This window comes from Allobosea sp. P4_E12 (assembly GCF_056401655.1).
Genome location: NZ_JBFUIY010000009.1, coordinates 57,484 through 79,241 on the forward strand (window position 1 = coordinate 57,484; position 21,758 = coordinate 79,241).

Here is a 21,758-nt window from a genome sequence, read left to right on the forward strand (position 1 = left end):
TGATGCCTCGGCCAGAGAGGCCTACGCATCGCACTTCCGCCCGATCGCATTTCGCGCGATCGCCGCGGGAACGAGACGTGCCTCGCCTGCGTCGGACAGGACGGCAGAGAGGAAACCGGCTCATCTTGTGCCGGCCGTTCTCCGCAACGGTTTTGACGATTGACTTGACGACTGCCAGACTGACTTTCGAGACCCTCCATGATTGACCGGCGCAGAGCTCTCCAAACTCTCGCCGGTCTTTTTTTGGCCGGCTTCGGCACTGGCGGCTATGCCTATGCTTGGGAGCCAACCCATCAGCGGGTGACGCACTACCGGTTCACGCCGAATGGCTGGCCCCAGTCAGGCCGCCTCAAACTCGCAATCATCTCGGATCTGCACATTGGCGGGCCGCATATGCCGGTATCGCGTGTGCGCGATATAGTCGCGATGACCAACGAGCTGAAACCGGATCTCGTCCTGCTGCTCGGGGATTTCGTTGCGAGCCGGACGCGCCGCGCCTCCGACCCTCCCTATGCCGAATGGGCTATGGCACTCGCCGCGCTCAAGGCGCCGAGCGGGGTCTACGCCGTACTCGGCAATCACGACTGGTGGCAGGACGAACCGACACAAAGGAACCGCAGCGGGCCGACACAAGCGGGCCTTGCGCTCGAAGCGGCCGGGATCACGGTTCTCGAGAATCGGGCGGTGCGCCTGGAGACCGCTGCAGGTCCGCTCTGGCTTGCCGGCCTCGGCGACCAGATCGCCTTCGTCAAACGGTTGCGCGGACAGAAGAATGGCGTCGACGATCTGCCCGGCACCCTCGCCCAGATCGCTGATGATGGCGCGCCCGTCATCATGCTGGCGCATGAGCCGGATGTCTTCGCCCGGATGCCGGCGCGGGTTGGGCTGACACTGTCAGGCCATACCCATGGCGGACAGGTAAGGCTGTTCGGCTGGTCGCCGATCGTGCCGTCACGCTATGGCAATCGCTACGCCTATGGCCATGTCCGCGAGAACGGGCGCGATCTGGTGGTTTCTGCCGGCCTCGGCACCAGCAAACTGCCGCTCAGGTTCGGAATTCCGCCGGAGGTTGTGCTGGTGGAGCTAGGCTAGGGCATCGGACCGAAAAGTGGAATCCGGTTTTTGGAAAAATCCGATGCTTAAACAAGGAGCTAGATCGCCGCCGCATGCTCGGATGCCCCGAGCATCTTGCTCCGCTCGATCTGAAATGCTGTCAGACCCTGGCCGGGCGAGGCCCGACCAGAACCGGCGGGGGCCGTCAGACCACCACCACCTTGGTGCCGACCGTGACCCGATTATAGAGGTCGATCACGTCGATATTGCGCATCCGGATGCAGCCGGAAGACGCCGAACGGCCAATGGTCTCGGGCTCGTTCGTGCCATGGATGCGGTAGAGCGTGTCCTTGCCGTTCTGGTAGAGATACAGAGCGCGCGCACCGAGCGGGTTGTCCGGACCGCCCTCCATGCCACCGGCGCGGGGCGCCAGATGCGGCCAGCGCTTGATCATCTCGGCCGGTGGGGTCCAGCGCGGCCACTCGGCCTTGCGCTGCATCGTGGCTTCACCCGTCCAGCCGAAGGCTTCGTCGCCGGTCGCGACGGCGTAGCGAATCGCCTTCTTGTTCGGCAGCACGAAGTAGAGAAACTTCTCGACCGTATCGACCTTGATGCTGCCGGGCGGCAGACCGGTCGGGTCCGTGATCTCGTAGGGCAACTGCGTGATCTGGTGCTCGAATTTCGGCACCAGCGCGATGTATTCTGCATCGCGCTCGGACAGTGCGGGAGCATTCACGCTCTTGTATTGGCACGCACCGAGAAGGGTCGACAGCGCCAGGGCAACGATTACGGTCTGTTTCATGCCTACCACCAGCGACGCCGCGAACGCGCCATTTATGATGAATGAAAAGTTAATATTCTATTCCCGCCCCCGGGGTTGGGGCGACGTCGAGACATGCCGCTGCTCTATGCGGCAAACTGACATGGCGCAATGAAGTTCCAGCCGTGATGCGTGTTTCGTCGACTTCGACCGCGACCGTGGTAATCGCGCAACGGCAGTGCAACATGACGCGCGGCGGCAGGCCCCGCAATGAGGGTGAGAACCAGTGACGACGCTTCTGATTACACACCCGGCGAGCCTCCGGCACCTGACTCCGCCCGGCCATCCCGAGCGCCCGGACCGCATCCGCGTCGTCGAGCAAACACTCGAAGATGAACGATTCGCCCATCTCGCCCGGGTCGAGGCTCCGCGCGCCGATCTCGAACTCGTCACGCTCTGCCACCCGCGCCACTTCGCGGAGGCACTGATCGCCGCCTCACCGGCAACGGGACTCGTCGAGATCGAAGCCGACACCACGATGTCGCCCGGCTCGCTGGAGGCTGCGCTGCGCGGCGTCGGCGCAGCCGCCCATGCCGTGGACGAAGTGATGCAGGGCAAGGCGAGAAATGCCTTCTGCGCCACGCGCCCGCCCGGCCACCACGCCGAGAGCGTCAAGGCGATGGGCTTCTGCTTCTTCAATCAGGCTGCCATCGCCGCCCGCCACGCCCAGAAGGCCTATGGCGCGGAGCGCGTCGCGATCATCGACTGGGACGTGCATCACGGCAATGGCACGCAGGAGATCTTCTGGAACGACCCGAGCGTGCTTTACGCCTCAACCCATGAGATGCCGCTCTATCCCGGCACCGGCGCCGCCTCGGAACGTGGCGAGCACGGCACGATCGTCAATGCCCCCCTGCGCGCGGGCGATGGTTCCGACACCTTCCGGGATGCGTTCGAGACTGCGGTATTGCCGCGCGTCGACGCCTTCCAGCCCGACCTCGTGATCATCTCGGCCGGCTTCGATGCGCATTGGCGCGACCCGCTCGCCAATATCAATCTGGTCGAAAGCGATTTCGCCTGGGCAACCCAGAAGCTGATGGCGATTGCAGACCGCCGCGCCGAGGGCCGTGTCGTCTCGATCCTGGAAGGGGGCTACGATCTCGAAGCCCTGTCGAAATCGACCGCAAGCCATGTCCTGGCACTGATGCGAGGCTAAAGCATCAGCCCGAAAAGTGGATTGCGGTTTTCGGGAAAGCCGATGCAAAGACAAAGGGTTAGATCATCGGACTGGATGCGATGTCCGGTCCGATGATCTAGCCGCCCTTGCAAGTCGCCCAGCGGCGACCCAATCCGGGCAGGGCAGGCATCCCCGGGGGCTGCGTTTCGTCGCGCTGATGGCGGAGCCGCTCACTCCAGCGGCTGCGTCTCCGCGATTTCGATGCCGAAGCCGCTCAGGCCCACGAAGGAGCGCGGCGAGGACGCGAGGTTGACGATCGAGGCGACCCCGAGATCGCGCAGGATCTGGGCGCCGAGTCCGACCTCGCGCCATTGCTGCGAGCGCTGGGCGTCGGAACCCTCCTCGACGCTCTTGATCGGCACGCCGGCGGAGCCGTCGCGCAGATAGATCAGCACGCCGCGACCATCCTGCTGGAAGCGCCGGAGCGCGCACTGGATCGACTTCGCGCCTCCGAGCACATCCGCCACGACATTCGCACGATGCAGTCGCGCCGGGACCTTCTCGCCGTCACCGACCTTGCCCATGACGAAGGCAAAATGCTGGGTGTCTTCGAAGGGCGTGACATAGACATGGCCGGTCATCTCGCCGAACTCGGTCTTGACCGGGAAGGAATGCACCCGCTCGACGAGCTTCTCGCGCGCCTGGCGATAAGCGATCAGCTCGGCGACCGTGATCTGCTGCAGCCCGTGCGTCTTGGCGAAGGCGGTGATCTGCGCGCCCTTCATCACGGTGCCATCATCATTGGCGAGCTCGCAGATTACGCCGACCGGCGGCAGATTGGCGAGCTTGCAGAGATCCACCGCCGCTTCGGTATGGCCGGAGCGCATCAGAACGCCGCCATCCTTGGCGATCAACGGAAACACGTGACCGGGCCGCACGAAATCCGTGGCGCCCATATTGCCATTGGCCAGCGCCCGCACGGTATTGTTGCGCTGCTCGGCCGAAATACCGGTGGTCAGCCCGTGCTTGACGTCGACTGTCACCGTGAAGGCCGTGCCGAGCGGTGCGTCGTTTGACGAGACCATCGGGTCGAGCCGGAGCCGCCGCGCCTCGTCAGCCGTCAGCGGCGCGCAGACGATGCCGCAGGTATTGCGGATAATGAAGGCCATCTTCTCCGGCGTGCAGAGCGAGGCCGCGATGATCAGATCGCCCTCGTTCTCGCGGTCATCGTCATCGGTGACGATAACGATCTCGCCGCGGGCGAAGGCTTCGATGGCCTGAGTGACGTTCTGCTGCATGACAGCCTCCCGCGGCCCTTGCAGGCCCAGAAAATCATTGGGGGTGACGGCACCGTTCGTGGCGGCGGCGATGCGCTCGGCACTTTCGCGCGAGATCCAGGCACTCTGATCGTTGCAGAGCGCCGTCACGCTGGCCGGCGACAGGCCGACCTGCCGCGCGAAGGCGCTGCGAGCCATGCCATTCTGCCGGAGCCAAGTTTCGAGCTTCATGGCCGCAAGTTAATACACCCCCACTTCACTTGCAATGAAGCAGGGAATGAAATTCAGTAATACTGAAAATTACTGAGCAAAAGGCCAGCGCGGCTCGACCACGCCGACCTGGGCGCGATGGCGCAGGAACTGGTCGGCCAGCACGCAGGCGACCATTGCCTCCCCGACCGGCACGGCCCGGATGCCGACACAGGGGTCGTGGCGCCCCTTGGTGAACATATCCGCTTCCCCGCCGGTCCGCGTCACGGTCGCGCGCGTGGCGAGGATCGAGGATGTCGGCTTCACCGCGAAACGGGCGACAATCGGCTGCCCGGTCGAGATGCCACCCAGGATGCCGCCGGCATGGTTGGAGAGAAAGAGCGGCTTGCCGTCATTGCCGGCCCGCATCTCGTCGGCATTCTCTTCGCCCGAGAGTTCGGCCGCAGCGAACCCCTCACCGATTTCGACACCCTTGACGGCATTGATGCTCATCAGCGCCGAGGCCAGCTCGGCATCGAGCTTCCCGTAGATTGGCGCGCCCAGGCCGGCAGGAACGCCCTCGGCGACAATCTCCAGCACCGCGCCGATCGAGGATCCGGACTTGCGGATGCCATCGAGATATTCGGCGAAGAAGGCCGCCGCCTTGGCATCCGGGCAGAAGAACGGATTATTGCCGACCTCGTTCCAGTCCCAGTTGTTCCGGTCGATCTTGTGCGGCCCCATCTGCACCAGCGCACCGCGCACGATCATGCCTGGCACGACCTTGCGCGCAATCGCGCCGGCTGCGACCCGCATGGCCGTCTCGCGCGCCGAGGAACGCCCGCCACCGCGATAATCGCGAATGCCGTATTTCACGTCATAGGTGAAGTCGGCGTGGCCGGGCCGGTACTTGTCCTTGATGTCCGAGTAGTCCTTGGAACGCTGGTCGACATTGTCGATCATCAGCCCGATCGAGGTTCCCGTCGTCACCTGCTGGCCGCTCGCCTCATCGGGAAAGACACCGGAGACGATGCGGACCTGATCAGGCTCCTGGCGCTGCGTGGTGAAGCGCGACTGACCGGGCCGGCGGCGATCGAGTTCGAGCTGGATTTCGGCTTCGCTCAGCGGGATCAGAGGCGGGCAGCCATCGACGACGCAGCCGATCGCCGGCCCGTGGCTTTCCCCAAAGGTGGTGACGCGGAAGAGATGGCCGAAGGTGTTATGGGACATGGCAGCCTGACGGGTTTCGCTCCGGGCTCATAAGCCGGATCGCGCCCGCGCGAAACCCCGCTGCGCGCAAACCATGCCCCAACGCCCGCCGCGTCGCGTCCCGCGCTCCGCATCCCCGGCAATGCTGCGCGGCAGCGCAAGTCTTGACAGCCGCCCGATCCGGCGGCTTCTAGGCCCGATGAGACGCAGGCCTGTCACCCAGCCGCGCTCCTGGCGCCCCGGGAGTGTCATCATCGCGGGCGCCTAGCCCCGAACCTTCCGAAGAGGAGCGGGTTCGGGGGGAGTGGCCTCAGGTCGGCCACGACGCCTGCCACGGCGTGCCGTCTCGGACCTGGCACAGCAACCTATCCCGGACGAGGTTCGCGCAGACGGTTTCGCACCGCAAGGCGGCTTGTCCACGGTAGCCCGTCCCGCGCCTCGACATGATGGCCCCGGAGCCGGCGACCGGTCTTTCGCATTCGGAATGCCCAGACCATGTCGAGACAATCCGGCCCCGGCACGCCGGGGTCCGTCAGCCTCGCGCGCGCCCTTTCCAAGCTCGGCTATTGCTCACGCACCCAGGCCGAAGGCCTGATTCTCGGCAGGCGCGTCCGGGTCGATGGGCGTCTTGCCCTGAACCCGAGCCTGCGCCTGGATCTCGCGCGTGCCCGCATCATCGTCGATGGCGAAACGGTCTCGGCCGAACGCCGTGTCTATCTGATGGTCAACAAGCCCCGCGGCGCGCTCACGACCCGGACCGACCCCGAAGGCCGCGCCACGGTCTATTCCTGCCTGGACGGACTGGAGCTACCGTTCGTCGCCCCGGTCGGGCGGCTCGACAAGGCGAGTGAAGGGTTGCTGCTCATGAGCAACGACACGCGCTGGGCGCAGCGCATCCTGGACCCGGCCTCCGGCGTGGAGAAAACCTACCATGTCCAGATCGACACGGTGCCCGACACCGCCTTGATGGCGCGGCTGCGCGCCGGTGCCGTCGACGGCGACGAGGCGCTCTCGACCAAGGCGGCGACGCTCCTGCGCCATGGCCAAAGGAACGCCTGGATCGAAATGGTGATCGACGAGGGCCGCAACCGACAGATCCGGCGCATCGTCGAAGCGGCCGGCGCGCGGGTGCTGCGCCTGGTCCGTGTCAGCATCGGGGCCTTGCCGCTGGGCGACCTGCCAAAGGGCGCGGTCCGCGCATTGCAGCCTGACGAGATCGCACTACCGCTCGATAATGGCTGCGTCGGCGCTCCGCGACCTTCGGCCGAGGGCCGCCTCGACGGGTAGAACCGCCGGTCAGCTTTGGCCCTAGTGCGCCGCCGCCTTGGCCGGCACCGCCGGCGCCCCCTCCCAGCGCGTATTCGCCGGCAGGTTCTCGCCCTTCATGATCACGGTCAGCAGGCCGATCTGCGCGTAGTCGCCGACATGGGTGTCGTAGAGCACCGTCGCTGCCGCGCCCACACAAACGCCCTTGCCGAGATGCACGCGGCCGACCTTCATGACCCTGTCCTCATAGAGGTGGGTCTGCAGGGCCGAATGCGCGTTGACCGTGCAGTAGTCGCCGACCCTGATGCAGTCGAACTCGGTGATATCGGTCGAGTCGAGCCAGACGCCCTTGCCGTATTTCGCACCGAACAGCATCAGGAACCAGGGCAGGAAAGGCGTGCCGCGCAGATAGTCGAACAGCACCTTGCCGCCCAATCCCCAATAGAGCACGGCGACCGCCTCGGTGCGCATCGCCCAGAACGACCACATCGGCTTCATCACCGGCTTGTAGACGCCCATCAGCAGCCATTTCATCGCGGCGCAGATCAGCGCCTGCGTCACCGCGATCAGGATGGACACGCCCATGAAGCTGAGCGCGAGCCCGCCCCAGTCGCGATCGAAGATCTTCTGCTGCAGCACGAGATCGACCGCGATGGTGCCGAAAGTGATGAACAGCATCGCCGGGAATGAGGTGTGCAGCGCCTCGAAGCCCGCCCGCGCCAGCCTCTTCCCCAGCGACGGCTTGTAGGTCCAATCCGCCCCAAGGTCGACCTTCTGCCGCGTCGGCAGGCGGATCGGCGGCGAGCCGAACCAGGTATCGCCCGGCTGCATCTTCTCATTGGCAGGCGGCTTCGACTTGATGCCGATCAGCACCCGGTCGGGGATCACGGCGCCTGGCGCCACGACCGCATCATTGCCGATGAAGACCTGATCGCCGGTCTTCGTCATGTCGAGACGCATATAGCCGCGGCGCATGTCCTCGTCGCCGAAGACGACCTCGTCGGCGATGAAGTTGCCGGCCCCGATCGCCGTCAGATCGTAGCGACCCGACAGATTGGTCGAGATCTCCGCGCCCTTGCCGATGCTGGCGCCCATCAACCGATACCAGAAGCGCATATAGATCGTCGCGAACAGCGAGGAGAGTGTCTCCAGCGTCACCTCGGTCGCCAGCGCCACCGTCCATTTGCGGGCATAGAAGCCGGAATGGATCGACCACGAGCCCGAGGTCACGCGCGGCAGGATCACCCAGCGCAGGCCGGCCATCAGCAGCACGGTGAAGGCGATGAGGCCCATCGCCGTCGGCCAGGTCAGGATCGGCAGATACCAGAGATAGCTGATATCGGACCATGTCGCGATCTGGTCGTCGATCCTGTCGAAGAGCCAGAAGGCCGGGAAGATCGGCAGCAAGCTGATCGGCGGCAGCACGATCAGCATGAACACGTAGAAAACCGTCATCGCGAAGCGACGGCGCATGCTCGCCTCGGCCTGCGGCGGCAACGCGTCGAGATCGACCATGCCGATCTTCCGGCCAGGCGTGCCGTCCCAGATTTCGGCCGCGCCGACCGTCGTACCGGACGGTATCGCCGTCAGATCGCCAATCTCGGCATGGTCGCCGGTGGTGCTGCCATGACCGAAGACCACGGAGGCGCCAGCGTTCACGTCCCGCCCGATCTTGATCCGGCCCAGGATCAGCTTGTCGCCGATGGCTTCGCCATTGGCGAAAGTGGTCTTCGAGCCGAAGGTCGTGTAGTCGCCGATCTCGATGAGATCGAGCGCACCGGCCTCGTAATCCGAGATGATGACGTCGCGGCCGACCTTGGCACCGAGCAGGCGCCAGTAGAAGCGCATCACCGGCGTACCCTGCAGCCATTTGATATGGACAAGGCCTGCAACGCGCGCGGCGAACCACCAGCGGAAATAATAGACGCCCCAGAGCGGATAGACGCCGGGCTTGGTCCGGCCGAGCACGATCCATTTCAAGGCGATCGAGATCAGGCCGGTGACGATGGTAATCGCGACATAGACGCCGAGCAGGGTGAAGACCTGCGCCGGCAGCGACAGATCCTCGCCGGAAATCAGCAGATAGGTGACGAAAATTCCGAGCCACTGCGCCGTCGCCAGGCTGATGATGATCGGCAGCGCGGCGGCCTGCGCCAGCCCGCACAGGAAGCGGCGCCGAAAGGAGGGCGGAGTGAAAGAGAGATCCTCGGCCTCCGCGATCCCGCGCCCATCGAGCACCGCCGCCATGCCACGCAACGTACGGGCACCATAGACGTCCTGCAGCGTGATGCCGGCATAGGCAGGGGTTTCGCGCACGATCGAGATGAAGCGCGCGGCCAGCAGCGAATGACCACCGAGATCGACGAAGAAATCGGCCTCGAACGGCAGGCTCGACGCACCCAATACGCGCTTGGCCGCCTCGAGAAGGGCGGCCTCCGTCTCGTTGCGCGGCGGCTCCTGCTCGCCGGCTGCGGCCGGCGCCGTCAGCGGCGCAGCCCTCAGCATCTTGCGGTCGACCTTGCCCGAGACCATGCGCGGCAGCGAGCCGACAGCCTCGAAATGGGCGGGGACCATGTAGGGAGGCAGCTGTTCTCTCAGCGCAGCGCGCAGCACGCCCGCATCGACCGCGACGCCGGGCTCGCTGACCACGAAGGCGACGAGCCGTTCGATGCCGTCATCTTCGCGCAGCACGACCGCCGCCTGGTTCACCCCCGGCTCGTCTGCGAGCTTCGACTCGATCTCGCCGAGTTCGACCCGGAAGCCGCGGATCTTGATCTGGTCGTCGATACGGCCATGGAAGACGATGTTGCCGGCCGCATCGAGGCTGACCGCATCACCGGATCGGTAGAGAATGGGGTCGTCGATCCCACCAAACGGATTGGCGATGAATTTCTCCGCCGTCAGTTCGGGGCGGCCGTGATAGCCCCGGGCAACGCCCGGGCCGCCGATCAGGAGTTCGCCCTGCTGGCCAGGCGGCAGCAATTGCAGCTCTTCGCTGACGACATAGGCGGTATAGTTGGGGATCGGCCGGCCGATGGTCACCACCTCGCCGGGTTTCACCTCGGTCGCGGTCGCCACCACGGTCGCCTCGGTCGGCCCGTAGGTGTTGAGGATGCGCCTTTCCGGCTTCGCCCATTTCTGCACGATCGAGGGCGGCAGCGCCTCGCCGCCGAGCAGGATGAGCCGCAGCGAAGGCACGTCGGAAGGCAGGATACCGAGCAGCGTCGGCACGGTGTCGATCACGGTGACGCCGGCACCGTTCAGGATTGCCGGCAGCTTCTCGGCATCGCCCATCATCTCGGGCGAAGCGACGAACAGCGTCGCGCCGACGAGATAGGGTGTCCAGATTTCCTCCATCGACAGGTCGAAGGCGACCGACGCGCCCTGGAAAACGATGTCGTCTGGCCCCATCCCGTAGAAGGCGTTCCCGGAGCGCAGGAAGTGGCAGATGTTGTGATGGCTGATGACGATCGCCTTCGGCGTCCCCGTCGAGCCCGAGGTATAGATCAGGTAGGCGGGATGATCCTTGCTCAGCCCGGCTGCGCGCGCCGGCAGGAGTGCGCCATCGTCACGCGCCACGAGATCGGCAGGCGACCAGACCGGACGCCCGATCGCGGCCGCCTTGCCCTGCCAGGCGGCGCAGGTCACGAGCCCCTTGGCCTCGGCATCGTTCAGGCAGGTCGCGATGCGATCGACAGGCGCCTCGGCATCGAACGGCACCCAGGCCGCGCCGCTGAGCGTGATCGCGATCTGCGCGACAAGGAGGTCGATGCCGCGCGGCATCCACAGGCCGACCATGCTGCCGGGGCCGACGCCCGACAGGACAAGGCCGCGCGCCTGACTGCGCGCCGCTGCCCAGACCTCGTCATAGCTGAGCCGGCGCTCGGCATCCGTCAGAGCCGGGTGTGCGCCGCGCGCGGCCACTGTCGCAGCGAAGATCTCGCCCAGAACCTCATCGCGGATCAGGTCAGGCCGCTTCTCGCCCGCGATCATGGCGAGCGGGGTGGCGCTCCGGGCGGTCTCGTCCGCCGACAGAATGCTGATGTCGTTCATGGTGCCCCGCTGCGGATCGGCCAGAGCAGCCCCGGCGGCACTCACCCCAAGGCGACCCTGCGGCGAACCGCACCTCTAAAACTGCCCCGGAAACCGTATCGTTCGATCCGGATTCCGGCTGCCTCCCCCCGGCCGAGCATGTCGCTGTTGTGTGCATCCCTGCTAGCACAACACTCCTTAAAGAGCACCCCTGAACCCACGATGAATGTCTGCGACCGAACCTCGCGCTAGACCCAGGAGACGCGTCCGTCCGAGACCATCAGGATCTTGCCCTGCCAGATATCGACCATGGCGGCTTCCCCCGGCGCGACCGCCCCGACAAGCGCGAGCACGGCGCGCGCCACACCGCCATGGCTCACCATCACCGTCTCGCCCGTCAGCCCTTCCAGCACCGGCCTGATCCGCTCGGCCAGCATCCGGTAGCTCTCGCCTTCAGGGGGAACGAAGCCCCATTTGTCGCGCTCGCGCGCCAGCGCCAGCTCGCGCTCGGACTTGCGGACCTCGCGCCAGGTGAACCCTTCCCAGGCGCCGAAGGTCAGCTCGCGCAGGCGCTCATCGATGCGGTAGCCCTTGGGCGGCAACCCCAGCCGGTAGCGCAGGATTTCCATGGTCTCGCGCGCCCGCTCCATGGGAGAGGCCACGAAATCGAGCCCCTCATAGCCCTGCACCAGGTTGCGCAGGCGCCCGGCGGCTTCGGCCGCCTGCTCGCGCCCGAGCTCGTTCAGCGGGATGTCCTTCGAACCCTGGAGACGACCCTCCCGGTTCCAGTCGGTTTCGCCGTGACGGACGAGGAAGAGGCGGTGAGAGATCGTGAGCGGCAGCATGCTCCGGCTCATGCACGCTCCGCGCCCGCAGGTCAAAGCGTCAGAGGGGCACAGGGGCATGCGTATTGGCCATGGCAACCTGTCATCGCTTTCTGATGGCAGAGCGCGAGTGCGCTGTGTATAGGCGGCTCTCCGCTTCGGATGGATCCATGTCCCCGGCTCTCACTTTGCCAGACGGTCGCAGGCTTGCCCTCGGCACGACGCCCCTGCTCATGGGCGTCGTCAATGTCACTCCCGATTCCTTCTCGGATGGCGGCATGCTGAAGAGCGCCGACGAGGCGATCGCTCATGCCGAAACGCTGATCGCGGAGGGCGCCGATATCGTCGATATCGGCGGCGAGTCGACCCGGCCAGGCCATGCAGAAGTCGATGCGGAGACCGAGCGTGCCCGGGTCATCCCGGTGATTTCGCGACTCGCCACCCGAACACGCATCCCGATCTCGATCGACAGCTACAAGGCCGAGGTCGCCGAAGCCGCGCTCGGCGCCGGCGCAGCGATCGTCAATGACGTCTGGGGCTGCCAGCGCGAGCCGGCCATTGCCGATGTCGCTGCCCGCTTCGGCGCCCCGATGATCCTGATGCACAACCGCGACAGCATCGATCCCGCGCTTGATATCCTCGACGACGTTCTGCGCTACCTCGAACGCTCCATCGCCATCGCCATCGCAGCCGGCGTGCCACGCGAGCAGATCGTGGTCGACCCGGGAATCGGCTTCGGCAAGACGCCGGCGCAGAACCTCGCGATGATCCGCGACCTCCGCCAGCTCGAACAGCTTGGCTGCGCCATCCTGCTCGGCGCCTCACGCAAGTCGACCATCGGTCTGATCACCGGCCAGAAGGTTCCGGCCGAGCGACTGGCCGGCACGCTGGCAGCCCATCTCTACGGCGTCTCGCAGGGCGCCTCGATCATCCGCGCGCATGACATTCGTCCACATGCCGACGCCTTCAAGGTCTGGACCGCCATCGGAGACGCGCCATGAGCGAGACAGGCAGCATCCTGATCGAGAAGCTCGACATCTATGCCTATCACGGCTGCTTCTCCGAGGAGGAACGGCTCGGCCAGCGCTTCACGCTCGATATTGCGCTGGCGACCAATATCCACGCCTCGGCCATCAGCGACGACCTCGCGGATACGGTCGATTACGGCAAGGTCGTCGCCGTGGTGAAACAGACCTTCACCACCCGCCGCTACAATTTGCTGGAAGCGGCAGCGCGCGCCGTGGCGCAGGCCATCCTGGCCGAGTTCCCGCCGGTCAGCCGTGTCTGGATCACCCTGCGCAAGCCCGCGCCGCCGATTCCGGCAACGCTGGCAGCTGTCGGCATCCGCCTGGACTTCCGGCGTGAAGACTGAGGCCGCTCTCTGCTTCGGCGGCAATCTCGGCGATCCGGTCATTGCCTTCGCCGCCGCGATCGAAGCCCTCGCGCGCCATCCTGCCGTGACCGTGCTGCGGATTTCGTCGGTCTATCGCACCGCGCCCTGGGGCAAGCTCGACCAGCCCGAATTCAAGAACATGGCCGTGATGATCGCAACCGATCTCGCGGCGGCCGACCTGCTCGCCTTCTGTCTGAGGATCGAGCGCGAGCAAGGCCGCGAGCGCAAGGAGCGCTGGGGGCCGCGCACGCTCGATATCGATCTTCTGACTTATGGCGAGGCTATCATCGACGAGCCGGGTCTTCAGGTTCCGCACCCGCGCATCGCCGAGCGCGCCTTCGTCCTGGCGCCGCTCGCGGAAATCGCGCCGACGCTCGTCATCGGCGGCGGGAGTGCGTCCGAGCTGCGCGACGCTCTCGCGAGCGAGGAAGTCAGGCGCGACGATACGGAAACGGCGCGCCTGCGGAACGCCGGCGCCGGCTGAAGCCGGCGCTCCGGATCACTCGCCCTTGTCGAGCGTGATATCGGGGGCAGACGGCACCTTCATGCCGACCACGTGGTAGCCGGCATCGACATGCATGATCTCGCCGGTGATGCCGCGCGACATGTCGGAGACCAGGAAGACTGCTGTCTCGCCGACTTCCTCGATCGTCACGGTGCGACGGAGCGGTGAATTGTACTCGTTCCAGCGCAGGATATAGCGGAAATCGCCGATACCAGAGGCGGCGAGCGTCTTGATCGGCCCAGCCGAGATCGCGTTGACGCGGATCTTCGAGGGACCGAGATCGGCGGCAAGATACTGCACGCTCGATTCCAGCGCCGCCTTCGCCACGCCCATGACGTTGTAATGCGGCATCCATTTCTCGGCGCCGTAATAGGTCAGCGTCAGCATCGAGCCGCCATTGGTCATCAGCTTCTCGGCGCGCTGCGTGACGGCGGTGAAGGAGTAGCAGGAGATCAGGAGCGACTTGGTGAAATTCGCTTCAGTCGTCTCGACATAGCGGCCGGTCAGCTCGTCCTTGTCGGAGAAGGCGATGCAGTGAACGACGAAATCGAGCTTGCCCCAGAGCTTCTCGACCTCGGCGAAGACGGCATCGATCGTCGCCGAGTCGGTGACGTCGCAATGGCCGACAACGTGTCCGCCAAGTTCCTTCGCCAGGGGTTCGACGCGCTTCTTCAGCGCATCGCCCTGATAGGTGAAAGCCAGCTCCGCACCAGCATCGGCCGCAGCCTTGGCAATGCCCCAGGCAATCGAGCGATTGTTCGCGACGCCCATGATGAGGCCCCGCTTGCCCTTCAGGACATTGGCGGTGGAGGAGGCAGCGCTGGATTCGGGCATCGGGGACCTGCGAACTGGACGAAGCGGAAGGTCTCTTAGCCGAGCCAGCGCCTCAACGAAAGGCTCAGTTGCTCGCTTACTCGCTCCGCGCCTTCATCAGCGCCATCAGTTCAGGATCCTTCTCCGGCATCTCGATGTCGATTGCGACGAAGAGATCGCCGTGATGACCCTTCTCGCCCTTCAGCCCTTTGCCGCGCAGGCGAAACTGCTTCGTCGTACCGGTTAGCGGCGGAATCTTCATCTCCACGGCTCCGGTGAGGGTCGGCACATGCAGCGGCCCGCCCAGCACGGCCGTCGCCAGCGGAACCGCCACGCGGGTACGCAGATCATGGCCCTCGATCGTGAAGCGCGGATCGGGCTTGACCTTGATCGTCATCAGCAGGTCGCCAGCCTCGCCCGAGAAGGGATCGGTCTGGCCAAGGCCGCGCAGCCGCATGACCTTGCCGTCCGCAACACCCTCGGGAATCGTGACCTCGACCTCGCGCCCATGCGGCAGCTTCACACGGCGGGTAGCGCCCGTGGCTGCCTCGGCAAGCGAGACGCTCAGCGAAAAGCTCTGCTCCGGCGGTTTCTGGGGCTCATGGCGAGCCCGGCCGCCGCCGCGGCGGGCCGCGTCACCGAAAAGCGAGCCGAAAATATCGGCAGGATCGAAGCCCTGATCGGCCCCGCCACGCCCCGAGGCCGCGCCGCCGCCATGGCCGAAATTGAACTCGAACCCGCCGGCACGCCCGCCCCGACCGGCGCCCATGCCCTCGAAGCCCTGGAATTTCGGCTTGCCGTCGGCGTCGATCTCGCCGCGGTCGAACTGTTTGCGCTTGGTTTCGTCACCCACGATCTCATAGGCGCTGTTGAGCTCCGAGAAGCGGTCCTGCGCCTTGGGATCATCCTGATTGCGGTCGGGATGCAGGTCCTTGGCGCGACGGCGATAGGCTTTCTTGATTTCAGCTTCGCTGGCACCACGGGCGACGCCCAGGACCTGATACGGATCGCGCATGCATGAACCCCACTCTTCGACGAGACGCTGTATCCCGCGCCCGATACGGCACGCCGGAACAGCTCCGCCCGCTATGTGGGGAGACTGTGGCGGGAATGCAACGTTTTCCTTCCCGACGCGGCCGCAGGCCGGATCCGGCAGCCTATGCTAGCTCAACCCCTTCCAGGGTTGCGTTTCCTTGACTGCCCATTCTCCACCGGACGGACGGCAGGCCGTGCCCTGAAGCCGAACCGGGCTGGTCTGCGTCTGAACATTGGCGATGAAGGCACGACAAATCTCGTCCGAGCGCAGGAACGGCCCGCCAACCGGCGTGAACGATCCCTTCATGCCGCTCTGCGGATTATCCCAGTTGACCGCTGCGCCATTGCCCTGGGGGTCGAGGGCCAGCGCCATCGCCCCATCGGCACGGCGCAGATCCTCGGGGCCAAGCTCGGTGGAGAGGGCGCCAAGCACGCTCGGCTTCGTCGTGCCGCGCGCCGGCAGGGTCGAAGTCGTCGTCATCGCCACCTCGTCTTCGGACTTGCTCGACAGGCCGAGGATCGGAAAGGAGACCGAGCAGCCGGCGCTGGCAACGGCGAGCAGCAGCACGGTGGCGACAGCAGCCGGACGCATGGGCGCAGCGCGCCGATCGAGGCTTTGGTTCGCCGCCCGGGCTGGCCTATATAAACTCGCAGTCCAACACCAAATCACAGATTGCGCTCGCCCGACGCTTAACCAGAACTTGCCGAGGATTAGACACGTGGAACGGTTAACGCCGGGTGACTTCACCGAAGTCGATGAACCCTTCGCCCTGTTCGCGAGCTGGCTGGAGGAGGCCGCGCGCTCCGAGCCGAACGACCCCAACGGCATGGCACTCTCGACGGTCGATGCCGAGGGCCTGCCCAATGTCCGCATGGTCCTGCTGAAGGGGCACGATCGCGACGGCTTCGTCTTCTACACCAACACCCAAAGCCAGAAGGGCGAGGAGCTGCTCGGCCAGGGCAAGGCGGCCGCGTTGTTCCACTGGAAGAGCCTGCGCCGGCAAGTCCGTATTCGCGGACCCGTGTCGATCGTCAGCGACGCCGAGGCCGATGCGTATTTCCAGTCTCGCCCGCGCGACAGCCGCATCGGAGCCTGGGCCTCGCAGCAGTCGCGCCCGCTCGAGAGCCGCTTCGCGCTCGAGAAGGCCGTGGCGAGCTATGCCGCGAAATTCGGTCTCAGCACGATCCCGCGCCCGCCGCATTGGACTGGATTCCGCATCGACCCGGTCTATATCGAGTTCTGGCGCGACGGCGCCTTCCGCCTGCACGACCGTGTGGTCTTCCGCCGTGCCTCGGCCGCCGAGCCGTGGACGCGAACCCGCCTTTACCCCTGAGGATCTGACCGCATGGCCATGCCGAAATTCGACTTCCCCAAGACCGAGGCAGGCAAGCGCCCGGTCATGCTCCTGACCGGAGCGAGCCGCGGGATCGGCCACGCCACGGTGATGCAGTTCGCCATGGCGGGCTGGCGCATCCTGTCCTGCTCGCGCCAGGCCTTCTCGGATAAATGCCCCTGGCCCTCAGGCGCCGACGATCATGTCCAGATCGATCTCGGCGACCCCGAGGACACGATGCGTGGCATAGCCGAGATCAAGAAGCGGCTGGCGGCCGAGGGCGGCAAGCTCAATGCGCTGGTCAACAATGCCGGCATTTCGCCGAAGGGGCCGAAGGGCATGCGCCTGGGCGCTGCCACGACCTCCTTCAATGACTGGCACCAGGTCTTCCAGGTCAACTTCTTCGCGCCGATCATGCTGGCGCGCGGCCTGCTGGACGAGCTGACCGCCGCCAGGGGCACGATCGTCAACGTCACCTCGATCGCCGGCTCCCGCGTCCACCCCTTCGCCGGTGCCGCCTATGCCACCTCGAAGGCTGCGCTCGCCAGCCTGACGCGCGAGATGGCCGCCGATTTCGGCCCGCTCGGCATCCGGGTGAACTCGATTTCGCCCGGCGAGATCGACACCGCCATCCTCTCGCCCGGCACCGAGAAGATCGTCGCGACGCTGCCGCTCGGCCGGCTCGGCAAGACGGAGGAAGTCGCGAAGGCGATCCATTTCCTCTGCACGGACGCCTCGTCCTATGTCACGGGCGCCGAGTTGCACATCAATGGCGGGCAGCACGTGTGAAGAGCCAAGGCGGCCAGGTCATCCGTTTTCCGACGCCGGCCAAGGCGGCGCGCCCAACGCTTGCCGCGTCCCTCGCGGTCTTCCGCGACGGCAAGGTGCTGCTCGCAACCCGCACCAAGCCGCCGGCCGACCAGCTTTGGTCACTCCCCGGCGGCAAGGTCGAAGCAGGCGAGACGCTTGAAGCGGCCGCACTGCGCGAGCTCGAGGAGGAGGTCGGGGTCAAGGCCGCCATTCTCGGCTTCAACCGGCATGTCGAGATTTTCGGGCGTGATGCGGCAGGCTCGGTGACGCATCATTTCGTCATCGCCTCATTCGTCGGCGAATGGATTTCCGGCGAGCCGCAGCCCGGTCCTGAGGCAGGCGCCGTGATGTGGGCCGATCCGCTCAAACTCGGAGGCTTGGCGACGACGCGCGAACTCGGTGACGTGCTGCGAAACGCCCATGCCATCCTGCAGAGCGGCGGTCAGCGGCCGTGACCTGCACCCGCCTCGCGCTTCTACTCGCCGGGATAATGGCGGTTGCGCCGTTCGGTCACGCCATTGCACAGGGGCAACGCCAGCAATCGCCGCCGCCGCCGACCCAGGCCACGCCGCCCCCCGAGGCGCCGCCTCCGCCCTACGAACCGCAACTGCTCGAACTCGCCGAGATCATGGGCTCGCTCGCCTATTTGCGGACCTTGTGCGGCGGCAAGGAAGCCGATGTCTGGCGTGAGCGCATGACTGCGCTGATCGAGGCCGAAGGACGCACGCCACAGCGGCGGGAACGGCTGATGAGTGCCTATAACGGCGGTTTCCGGGCTTATTCGGCGACCCACCGGAGCTGTTCTGGCGGCAGCCAGGAGGCCGCACGGCGACTCGCCGCCGAAGGCGACCGTCTGGCCCGGTCCCTCGCCGGCCGCTATGGCGGATAGGTCACATCGGGACGAAACTGTGTCTTTCTCAAAACTCGCGCGGTCAAATTAACCTTTCTTAAACACCGCGGTAGCGCCAGCCTCCCCTGATGCGTATGAATCTGAGGCAGTCGATCGCCCCGGCGCAGGCCTGATTCTCGGGTACGCGCCGGTCCTTTGTGACCAGCCGCAGAGTCCGTGCCTTCATGTCCATCCGTCCAGACGATCTGCAGCTCGATCCCATGCTCACCGACGAGCCGGGAGATGCACGCCGCGTCGCCTATGGCTATGTCGAGGACGCCTTCAACGAGGCGCAGCAGGACGGGCTCGACAGCGATGCGCTGGCCCACGCCGCTCTCTTCGCGGCCTTTCGCACGCTGGTCGAGACCTATGGCGAAGAAGCCACAGCTGTTTTCGCCGAAACCCTGGCGGAAAAGGTGCGCTGCGGCGCCTTCACGATGGGCACACGGCACTAGATCGCCGTGCGTCCGACCGGACGTATTGTGGCGGCCCATCTCTTTGCCCCGCATCGGATTTCTCCGAAAAGTGGATCCCACTGTCCGGTCTGATGCTCTGGTCTTGCCTAGGCGCCGCTAGCGGCCCGGCGGGCATTCTCTGCGCGAGCGAGCAATAATGTTCGCTCCTGTACATTCCTCGTCATCGCCGCCGCGCGCTCGAACTCGGCCTGCGCCTCGCCATGCCGATCGAGCTTGCCGAGCAGATCGGCCCGTACGCTCGGCAGCAGATGGTAGTTCTTCAGCGAGGGTTCCGAGGCCAGTCGTTCGACCGCGGCAAGCCCGGCTGCCGGCCCCTCGGCCATGCTGATCGCCACCGCCCGGTTGAGTTCGACGATCGGCGACGGGTTGATCGCGGCCAGCGCACCATAAAGCACGGCGATGCGGACCCAATCCGTCTCTTCCGCGGTGCGCGCTCGCGCATGGCAGGCGGCTAGCTCGGCCTGGAGCAGATAGGGACCGATAACGCCACCTGTCGCTCGCGCCCGCTTGATCGCCGCAAGGCCCCGGCCGATCAGAAGATGGTCCCAGCATGCGCGATTCTGGTCGAGCAGCAGGATCGGCTCGCCGCTCGGGCCGACCCTGGCCCTGAGGCGCGACGCCTGGATCTCCATCAGCGCTACGAGTCCATGGACCTCGGGCTCCAGCGGCGCGAGCTCGGCCAGGATGCGCCCCAGCCTGAGTGCTTCTTCGCACAGGGCCGGTCGGATCCAATCCTCACCGGCTGTTGCCGCATAGCCCTCGTTGAAGATCAGGTAGACGACCTCGAGCACCGACTCGAGTCTCTCGGCCAATTCCGCGCCATGCGGAACCTCGAAGGGCACTTTGGCGTCGGCAAGCGTCTTCTTCGCCCGCACGATCCGCTGCGCCATGGTTGGCTCAGGCACCAGGAAGGCCCGCGCGATCTCCTCGGTGGTGAGTCCACCGAGCAGTCGCAGCGTCAGTGCAAGCCGCGCCTCCGTCGAGAGAACCGGATGGCAGGCCGTGAAGACCAGCCGCAGCAGATCGTCGCCGACATCGTCATCGAGCGCGGCGTCGAGATCGGGCGTCGTCTCGGTTTCGAGTTGGTGGCCAAGCTCCTGATGCTTGCGGGCGAGAAGCTTGTCGCGGCGAAGGCCGTCGAGGGCGCGGTGCTTGCCCGCCTGCATCAGCCAGGCGCCCGGATTGCGCGGTACGCCGTCTTGCGGCCACTGCTTCAGAGCCGCGACCAGCGCATCCTGCGCCAGTTCCTCGGCGCGCCCGACATCACGGGTGATGCGCGTCAGCCCGGCGATCAGCTTGGGAGCCTCGATTCGCCAGACCGTTTCAATGGTACGGTGTGCATCGCTCGCCGACATGACGGCCGATACACACCATTTCGGCCCTTGCTGCGCAAGCCGTCCGGTCTGCGGTCAGGCCGCGAGAAAGCGTTCCAGCTCTGGCGCCAACACCGGCAGCGAGACATTGTGCGTCTGCCCCTTCAGCACGGCGTGACTGGCTCCCGGAACGGAATCGGCCGCAGCCTGCGCCGCCATTCTCAGCGAGCGCGGGCTCTTCTCCCCTGCAAGCAACAGCGTCGGAACTGCGACCTTGGCGAACCGCTCGGCCGGCACCGTGAAATCGCCCATGATCGTCGTGTCGTAGACCAGCGTGTGGGCCACTGCCTTGAGCTTGGACCAGCCCGGCATCAGCCGCATCAGCCAGCCGACAAATGTCGGCATGCCGACGATATCGACCATGAAGAAGCGCACTGCGGCGCTGCGCCGGCCCGCGGCGATCAGCGCCCTGAGCTTGCCGGGGCAGTCCTGCGGCGGCTGCCGGCCCTCCTTGTCAGCGGCGAGATAAGGCGGTTCGTACAGCGCGAGCCGGCGAATCGGCACGCCTGCGGCGGCAGCTTCAAGCGCCAATGCGGCGCCGGATGAGAGGCCGACAGCCGCTGCCTCGCCGCCCGCCTCGGCGACGAGCGCAGCGATGTCCTCGATCTCGCGCTGCTTGGCATAGGTCGGCGAGTCGCCGCTATCGCCGCGCCCGCGGCGGTCATAGACGAAGACGGTGAAGCGCTCCGCCAGCAGCGGCGCAAGCTTCGGCATCGGCCCGAAGGCGCGGCTGCAGAGCGCGCCGTCGACGAGGATGACCGCCGGGCCGGAACCGAAGCGCTGATAGGCGATGGCGGTGCCATCCTTGGACAAGACCGTATTCATGAAAGCCTCCACAGACCGATGGCGCAAGACGCAGCGGCAGGTATCGTCCCGCCGTCACTCACCGCCGATGCCCATTTCCCGGAAGCGCTCGACCGATTCGAACTGCTCGAAATCCTCCAGCTCATAGAGTTCGCGGATCTCGATTTCGCACTCCTGACCCGGCTCGAAGGGCCTGGGAAAGCGCCGCGTCCATTCGAGCGCTTCCTCGCGGGACTTGGCCTTGATCACGGTGTAACCGGCGACCAGCTCCTTGGTCTCGGCGAAGGGGCCGTCAACGACGCGGTTCTTGCCGTCGGCCGAGTACTTGATCCTCCAGCCCTTCCAGCTCGGCTTCAGGCCGGAGCCGTCGAGCAGCATGCCGGCCTTGGCAAGCTCCTCGTGATAGGCCGCCATCGCCGCCATCAGACTGTCGTCTTCCGGGAAGATGCCCGCTTCGCTGTCCTTGGTCGCCTTGACCATGATCATGTAACGCATGGATTTGCTCCTGGAGTCGGTGGTCCGAAGCCGGTCGGGGCCTG

Annotated in this window: 22 protein-coding genes; 11 read left to right on the forward strand and 11 right to left on the reverse strand. The window is 65.9% G+C overall.

All coding sequences use genetic code 11. From position 1 onward, the window contains the following. Window positions 1-198: 198 nt before the first annotated feature. Window positions 199-1,092: a metallophosphoesterase gene (locus AC1DW9_RS13495; protein WP_476776051.1), complete on the forward strand. Its 894-nt coding sequence runs from the start codon at window positions 199-201 to the stop codon at window positions 1,090-1,092. Between the two features lie 166 nt (window positions 1,093-1,258). On the opposite strand, the gene AC1DW9_RS13500 is transcribed toward AC1DW9_RS13495, so the two are convergent. Next, window positions 1,259-1,855, reverse strand: coding sequence for a L,D-transpeptidase (locus AC1DW9_RS13500; protein ID WP_476769612.1), 597 nt, complete (start codon window positions 1,853-1,855; stop codon window positions 1,259-1,261). 244 nt (window positions 1,856-2,099) lie between these two features. Between AC1DW9_RS13500 and AC1DW9_RS13505 the strand changes: the two genes are divergently transcribed. Beyond that, a complete protein-coding gene (locus tag AC1DW9_RS13505) occupies window positions 2,100-3,029 on the forward strand; it encodes a histone deacetylase family protein (protein ID WP_441488276.1) in 930 nt (309 codons plus the stop codon). A 191-nt stretch (window positions 3,030-3,220) separates the two neighbouring features. On the opposite strand, the gene ribB is transcribed toward AC1DW9_RS13505, so the two are convergent. Together ribB and aroC are read right to left on the reverse strand one after the other, a co-directional pair. Continuing rightward, window positions 3,221-4,498 (reverse strand): 3,4-dihydroxy-2-butanone-4-phosphate synthase, encoded by a 1,278-nt coding sequence (gene ribB, locus AC1DW9_RS13510; protein WP_441488275.1) that lies wholly within the window; start codon window positions 4,496-4,498, stop codon window positions 3,221-3,223. Between the two features lie 69 nt (window positions 4,499-4,567). Next, window positions 4,568-5,686: a chorismate synthase gene (gene aroC, locus AC1DW9_RS13515; protein ID WP_476776052.1), complete on the reverse strand. Its 1,119-nt coding sequence runs from the start codon at window positions 5,684-5,686 to the stop codon at window positions 4,568-4,570. A gap of 474 nt (window positions 5,687-6,160) precedes the next feature. Between aroC and AC1DW9_RS13520 the strand changes: the two genes are divergently transcribed. Next, window positions 6,161-6,952: a pseudouridine synthase gene (locus tag AC1DW9_RS13520; protein WP_476776053.1), complete on the forward strand. Its 792-nt coding sequence runs from the start codon at window positions 6,161-6,163 to the stop codon at window positions 6,950-6,952. 21 nt (window positions 6,953-6,973) lie between these two features. Here AC1DW9_RS13520 and AC1DW9_RS13525 read toward each other — a convergent pair whose 3' ends face one another. Further along, complete coding sequence (locus AC1DW9_RS13525; protein ID WP_476776054.1) at window positions 6,974-10,984, reverse strand: Pls/PosA family non-ribosomal peptide synthetase; 4,011 nt, start codon at window positions 10,982-10,984, stop codon at window positions 6,974-6,976. A 227-nt stretch (window positions 10,985-11,211) separates the two neighbouring features. Continuing rightward, a complete protein-coding gene (locus AC1DW9_RS13530; protein WP_476855112.1) occupies window positions 11,212-11,808 on the reverse strand; it encodes a histidine phosphatase family protein in 597 nt (198 codons plus the stop codon). Window positions 11,809-11,957: 149 nt separating this feature from the next. On the opposite strand from AC1DW9_RS13530, the gene folP reads away from it, so the two are divergent. Genes folP through folK form a run of 3 tightly spaced genes read left to right on the forward strand, consistent with a single transcriptional unit; the run spans window position 11,958 to window position 13,664 of the window. Next, a complete protein-coding gene (folP, locus tag AC1DW9_RS13535; RefSeq protein ID WP_476769607.1) occupies window positions 11,958-12,788 on the forward strand; it encodes a dihydropteroate synthase in 831 nt (276 codons plus the stop codon). After that, entirely contained in the window at window positions 12,785-13,159 is a 375-nt protein-coding gene (folB, locus tag AC1DW9_RS13540; protein ID WP_069879469.1) for a dihydroneopterin aldolase, read from the forward strand. The genes folP and folB overlap by 4 nt, the downstream gene beginning before the upstream one ends. Continuing rightward, window positions 13,149-13,664, forward strand: a complete 516-nt coding sequence (folK, locus tag AC1DW9_RS13545; RefSeq protein ID WP_476776055.1) for a 2-amino-4-hydroxy-6-hydroxymethyldihydropteridine diphosphokinase — start codon at window positions 13,149-13,151, stop codon at window positions 13,662-13,664. The genes folB and folK overlap by 11 nt, the downstream gene beginning before the upstream one ends. A 15-nt stretch (window positions 13,665-13,679) precedes the next feature. On the opposite strand, the gene fabI is transcribed toward folK, so the two are convergent. The 3 genes from fabI to AC1DW9_RS13560 form a co-directional block, all read right to left on the reverse strand. After that, on the reverse strand, window positions 13,680-14,519 hold the full coding sequence (fabI, locus tag AC1DW9_RS13550) for an enoyl-ACP reductase FabI (protein ID WP_441507678.1): 840 nt from the start codon (window positions 14,517-14,519) through the stop codon (window positions 13,680-13,682). A gap of 76 nt (window positions 14,520-14,595) precedes the next feature. Next, on the reverse strand, window positions 14,596-15,513 hold the full coding sequence (locus AC1DW9_RS13555; RefSeq protein ID WP_476776056.1) for a DnaJ C-terminal domain-containing protein: 918 nt from the start codon (window positions 15,511-15,513) through the stop codon (window positions 14,596-14,598). A gap of 147 nt (window positions 15,514-15,660) precedes the next feature. Next, a complete protein-coding gene (locus tag AC1DW9_RS13560) occupies window positions 15,661-16,125 on the reverse strand; it encodes an RT0821/Lpp0805 family surface protein (RefSeq protein ID WP_441507677.1) in 465 nt (154 codons plus the stop codon). 127 nt (window positions 16,126-16,252) lie between these two features. Between AC1DW9_RS13560 and pdxH the strand changes: the two genes are divergently transcribed. From pdxH to AC1DW9_RS13585, 5 genes are all read left to right on the forward strand, one after another. Continuing rightward, window positions 16,253-16,867 carry a pyridoxamine 5'-phosphate oxidase gene (gene pdxH / locus AC1DW9_RS13565; protein WP_441488267.1) on the forward strand — a complete coding sequence of 205 codons (615 nt, stop codon included), beginning with the start codon at window positions 16,253-16,255 and terminating at the stop codon, window positions 16,865-16,867. 12 nt (window positions 16,868-16,879) lie between these two features. Then, entirely contained in the window at window positions 16,880-17,656 is a 777-nt protein-coding gene (locus AC1DW9_RS13570) for an SDR family NAD(P)-dependent oxidoreductase (protein ID WP_052514014.1), read from the forward strand. After that, entirely contained in the window at window positions 17,653-18,132 is a 480-nt protein-coding gene (locus AC1DW9_RS13575) for an NUDIX hydrolase (protein WP_476776057.1), read from the forward strand. Before AC1DW9_RS13570 ends, AC1DW9_RS13575 begins: the two co-directional genes overlap by 4 nt. Beyond that, on the forward strand, window positions 18,129-18,566 hold the full coding sequence (locus AC1DW9_RS13580; RefSeq protein ID WP_476776058.1) for a TIGR02301 family protein: 438 nt from the start codon (window positions 18,129-18,131) through the stop codon (window positions 18,564-18,566). Before AC1DW9_RS13575 ends, AC1DW9_RS13580 begins: the two co-directional genes overlap by 4 nt. Before the next feature lie 185 nt (window positions 18,567-18,751). Then, window positions 18,752-19,021 (forward strand): hypothetical protein, encoded by a 270-nt coding sequence (locus AC1DW9_RS13585; protein WP_441488264.1) that lies wholly within the window; start codon window positions 18,752-18,754, stop codon window positions 19,019-19,021. A 107-nt stretch (window positions 19,022-19,128) separates the two neighbouring features. Here the strand turns inward: AC1DW9_RS13585 and AC1DW9_RS13590 are convergent, their stop codons facing one another. From AC1DW9_RS13590 to AC1DW9_RS13600, 3 genes are read right to left on the reverse strand one after another with little or no spacing between them, the layout of a single operon-like run. Further along, a complete protein-coding gene (locus AC1DW9_RS13590; protein WP_476769623.1) occupies window positions 19,129-20,397 on the reverse strand; it encodes an RNA polymerase sigma factor in 1,269 nt (422 codons plus the stop codon). Window positions 20,398-20,451: 54 nt separating this feature from the next. After that, window positions 20,452-21,240 (reverse strand): alpha/beta fold hydrolase, encoded by a 789-nt coding sequence (locus tag AC1DW9_RS13595; protein ID WP_441507034.1) that lies wholly within the window; start codon window positions 21,238-21,240, stop codon window positions 20,452-20,454. A gap of 54 nt (window positions 21,241-21,294) precedes the next feature. Next, complete coding sequence (locus AC1DW9_RS13600) at window positions 21,295-21,714, reverse strand: YciI family protein (RefSeq protein WP_476771086.1); 420 nt, start codon at window positions 21,712-21,714, stop codon at window positions 21,295-21,297. Window positions 21,715-21,758: the final 44 nt, after the last annotated feature.

Coding starts and splice junctions, on each gene's coding strand:
- AC1DW9_RS13495 (WP_476776051.1), top strand. CDS start 199: ATGATTGACCGGCGCAGAGCTCTCCAAACTCTCGCCGGTCTTTTTTTG.
- AC1DW9_RS13500 (WP_476769612.1), bottom strand. CDS start 1,855: ATGAAACAGACCGTAATCGTTGCCCTGGCGCTGTCGACCCTTCTCGGT.
- ribB (WP_441488275.1), bottom strand. CDS start 4,498: ATGAAGCTCGAAACTTGGCTCCGGCAGAATGGCATGGCTCGCAGCGCC.
- aroC (WP_476776052.1), bottom strand. CDS start 5,686: ATGTCCCATAACACCTTCGGCCATCTCTTCCGCGTCACCACCTTTGGG.
- AC1DW9_RS13520 (WP_476776053.1), top strand. CDS start 6,161: ATGTCGAGACAATCCGGCCCCGGCACGCCGGGGTCCGTCAGCCTCGCG.
- AC1DW9_RS13525 (WP_476776054.1), bottom strand. CDS start 10,984: ATGAACGACATCAGCATTCTGTCGGCGGACGAGACCGCCCGGAGCGCC.
- AC1DW9_RS13530 (WP_476855112.1), bottom strand. CDS start 11,808: ATGCTGCCGCTCACGATCTCTCACCGCCTCTTCCTCGTCCGTCACGGC.
- folP (WP_476769607.1), top strand. CDS start 11,958: ATGTCCCCGGCTCTCACTTTGCCAGACGGTCGCAGGCTTGCCCTCGGC.
- folB (WP_069879469.1), top strand. CDS start 12,785: ATGAGCGAGACAGGCAGCATCCTGATCGAGAAGCTCGACATCTATGCC.
- fabI (WP_441507678.1), bottom strand. CDS start 14,519: ATGCCCGAATCCAGCGCTGCCTCCTCCACCGCCAATGTCCTGAAGGGC.
- AC1DW9_RS13555 (WP_476776056.1), bottom strand. CDS start 15,513: ATGCGCGATCCGTATCAGGTCCTGGGCGTCGCCCGTGGTGCCAGCGAA.
- AC1DW9_RS13560 (WP_441507677.1), bottom strand. CDS start 16,125: ATGCGTCCGGCTGCTGTCGCCACCGTGCTGCTGCTCGCCGTTGCCAGC.
- AC1DW9_RS13570 (WP_052514014.1), top strand. CDS start 16,880: ATGGCCATGCCGAAATTCGACTTCCCCAAGACCGAGGCAGGCAAGCGC.
- AC1DW9_RS13585 (WP_441488264.1), top strand. CDS start 18,752: ATGTCCATCCGTCCAGACGATCTGCAGCTCGATCCCATGCTCACCGAC.
- AC1DW9_RS13590 (WP_476769623.1), bottom strand. CDS start 20,397: ATGTCGGCGAGCGATGCACACCGTACCATTGAAACGGTCTGGCGAATC.
- AC1DW9_RS13595 (WP_441507034.1), bottom strand. CDS start 21,240: ATGAATACGGTCTTGTCCAAGGATGGCACCGCCATCGCCTATCAGCGC.
- AC1DW9_RS13600 (WP_476771086.1), bottom strand. CDS start 21,714: ATGCGTTACATGATCATGGTCAAGGCGACCAAGGACAGCGAAGCGGGC.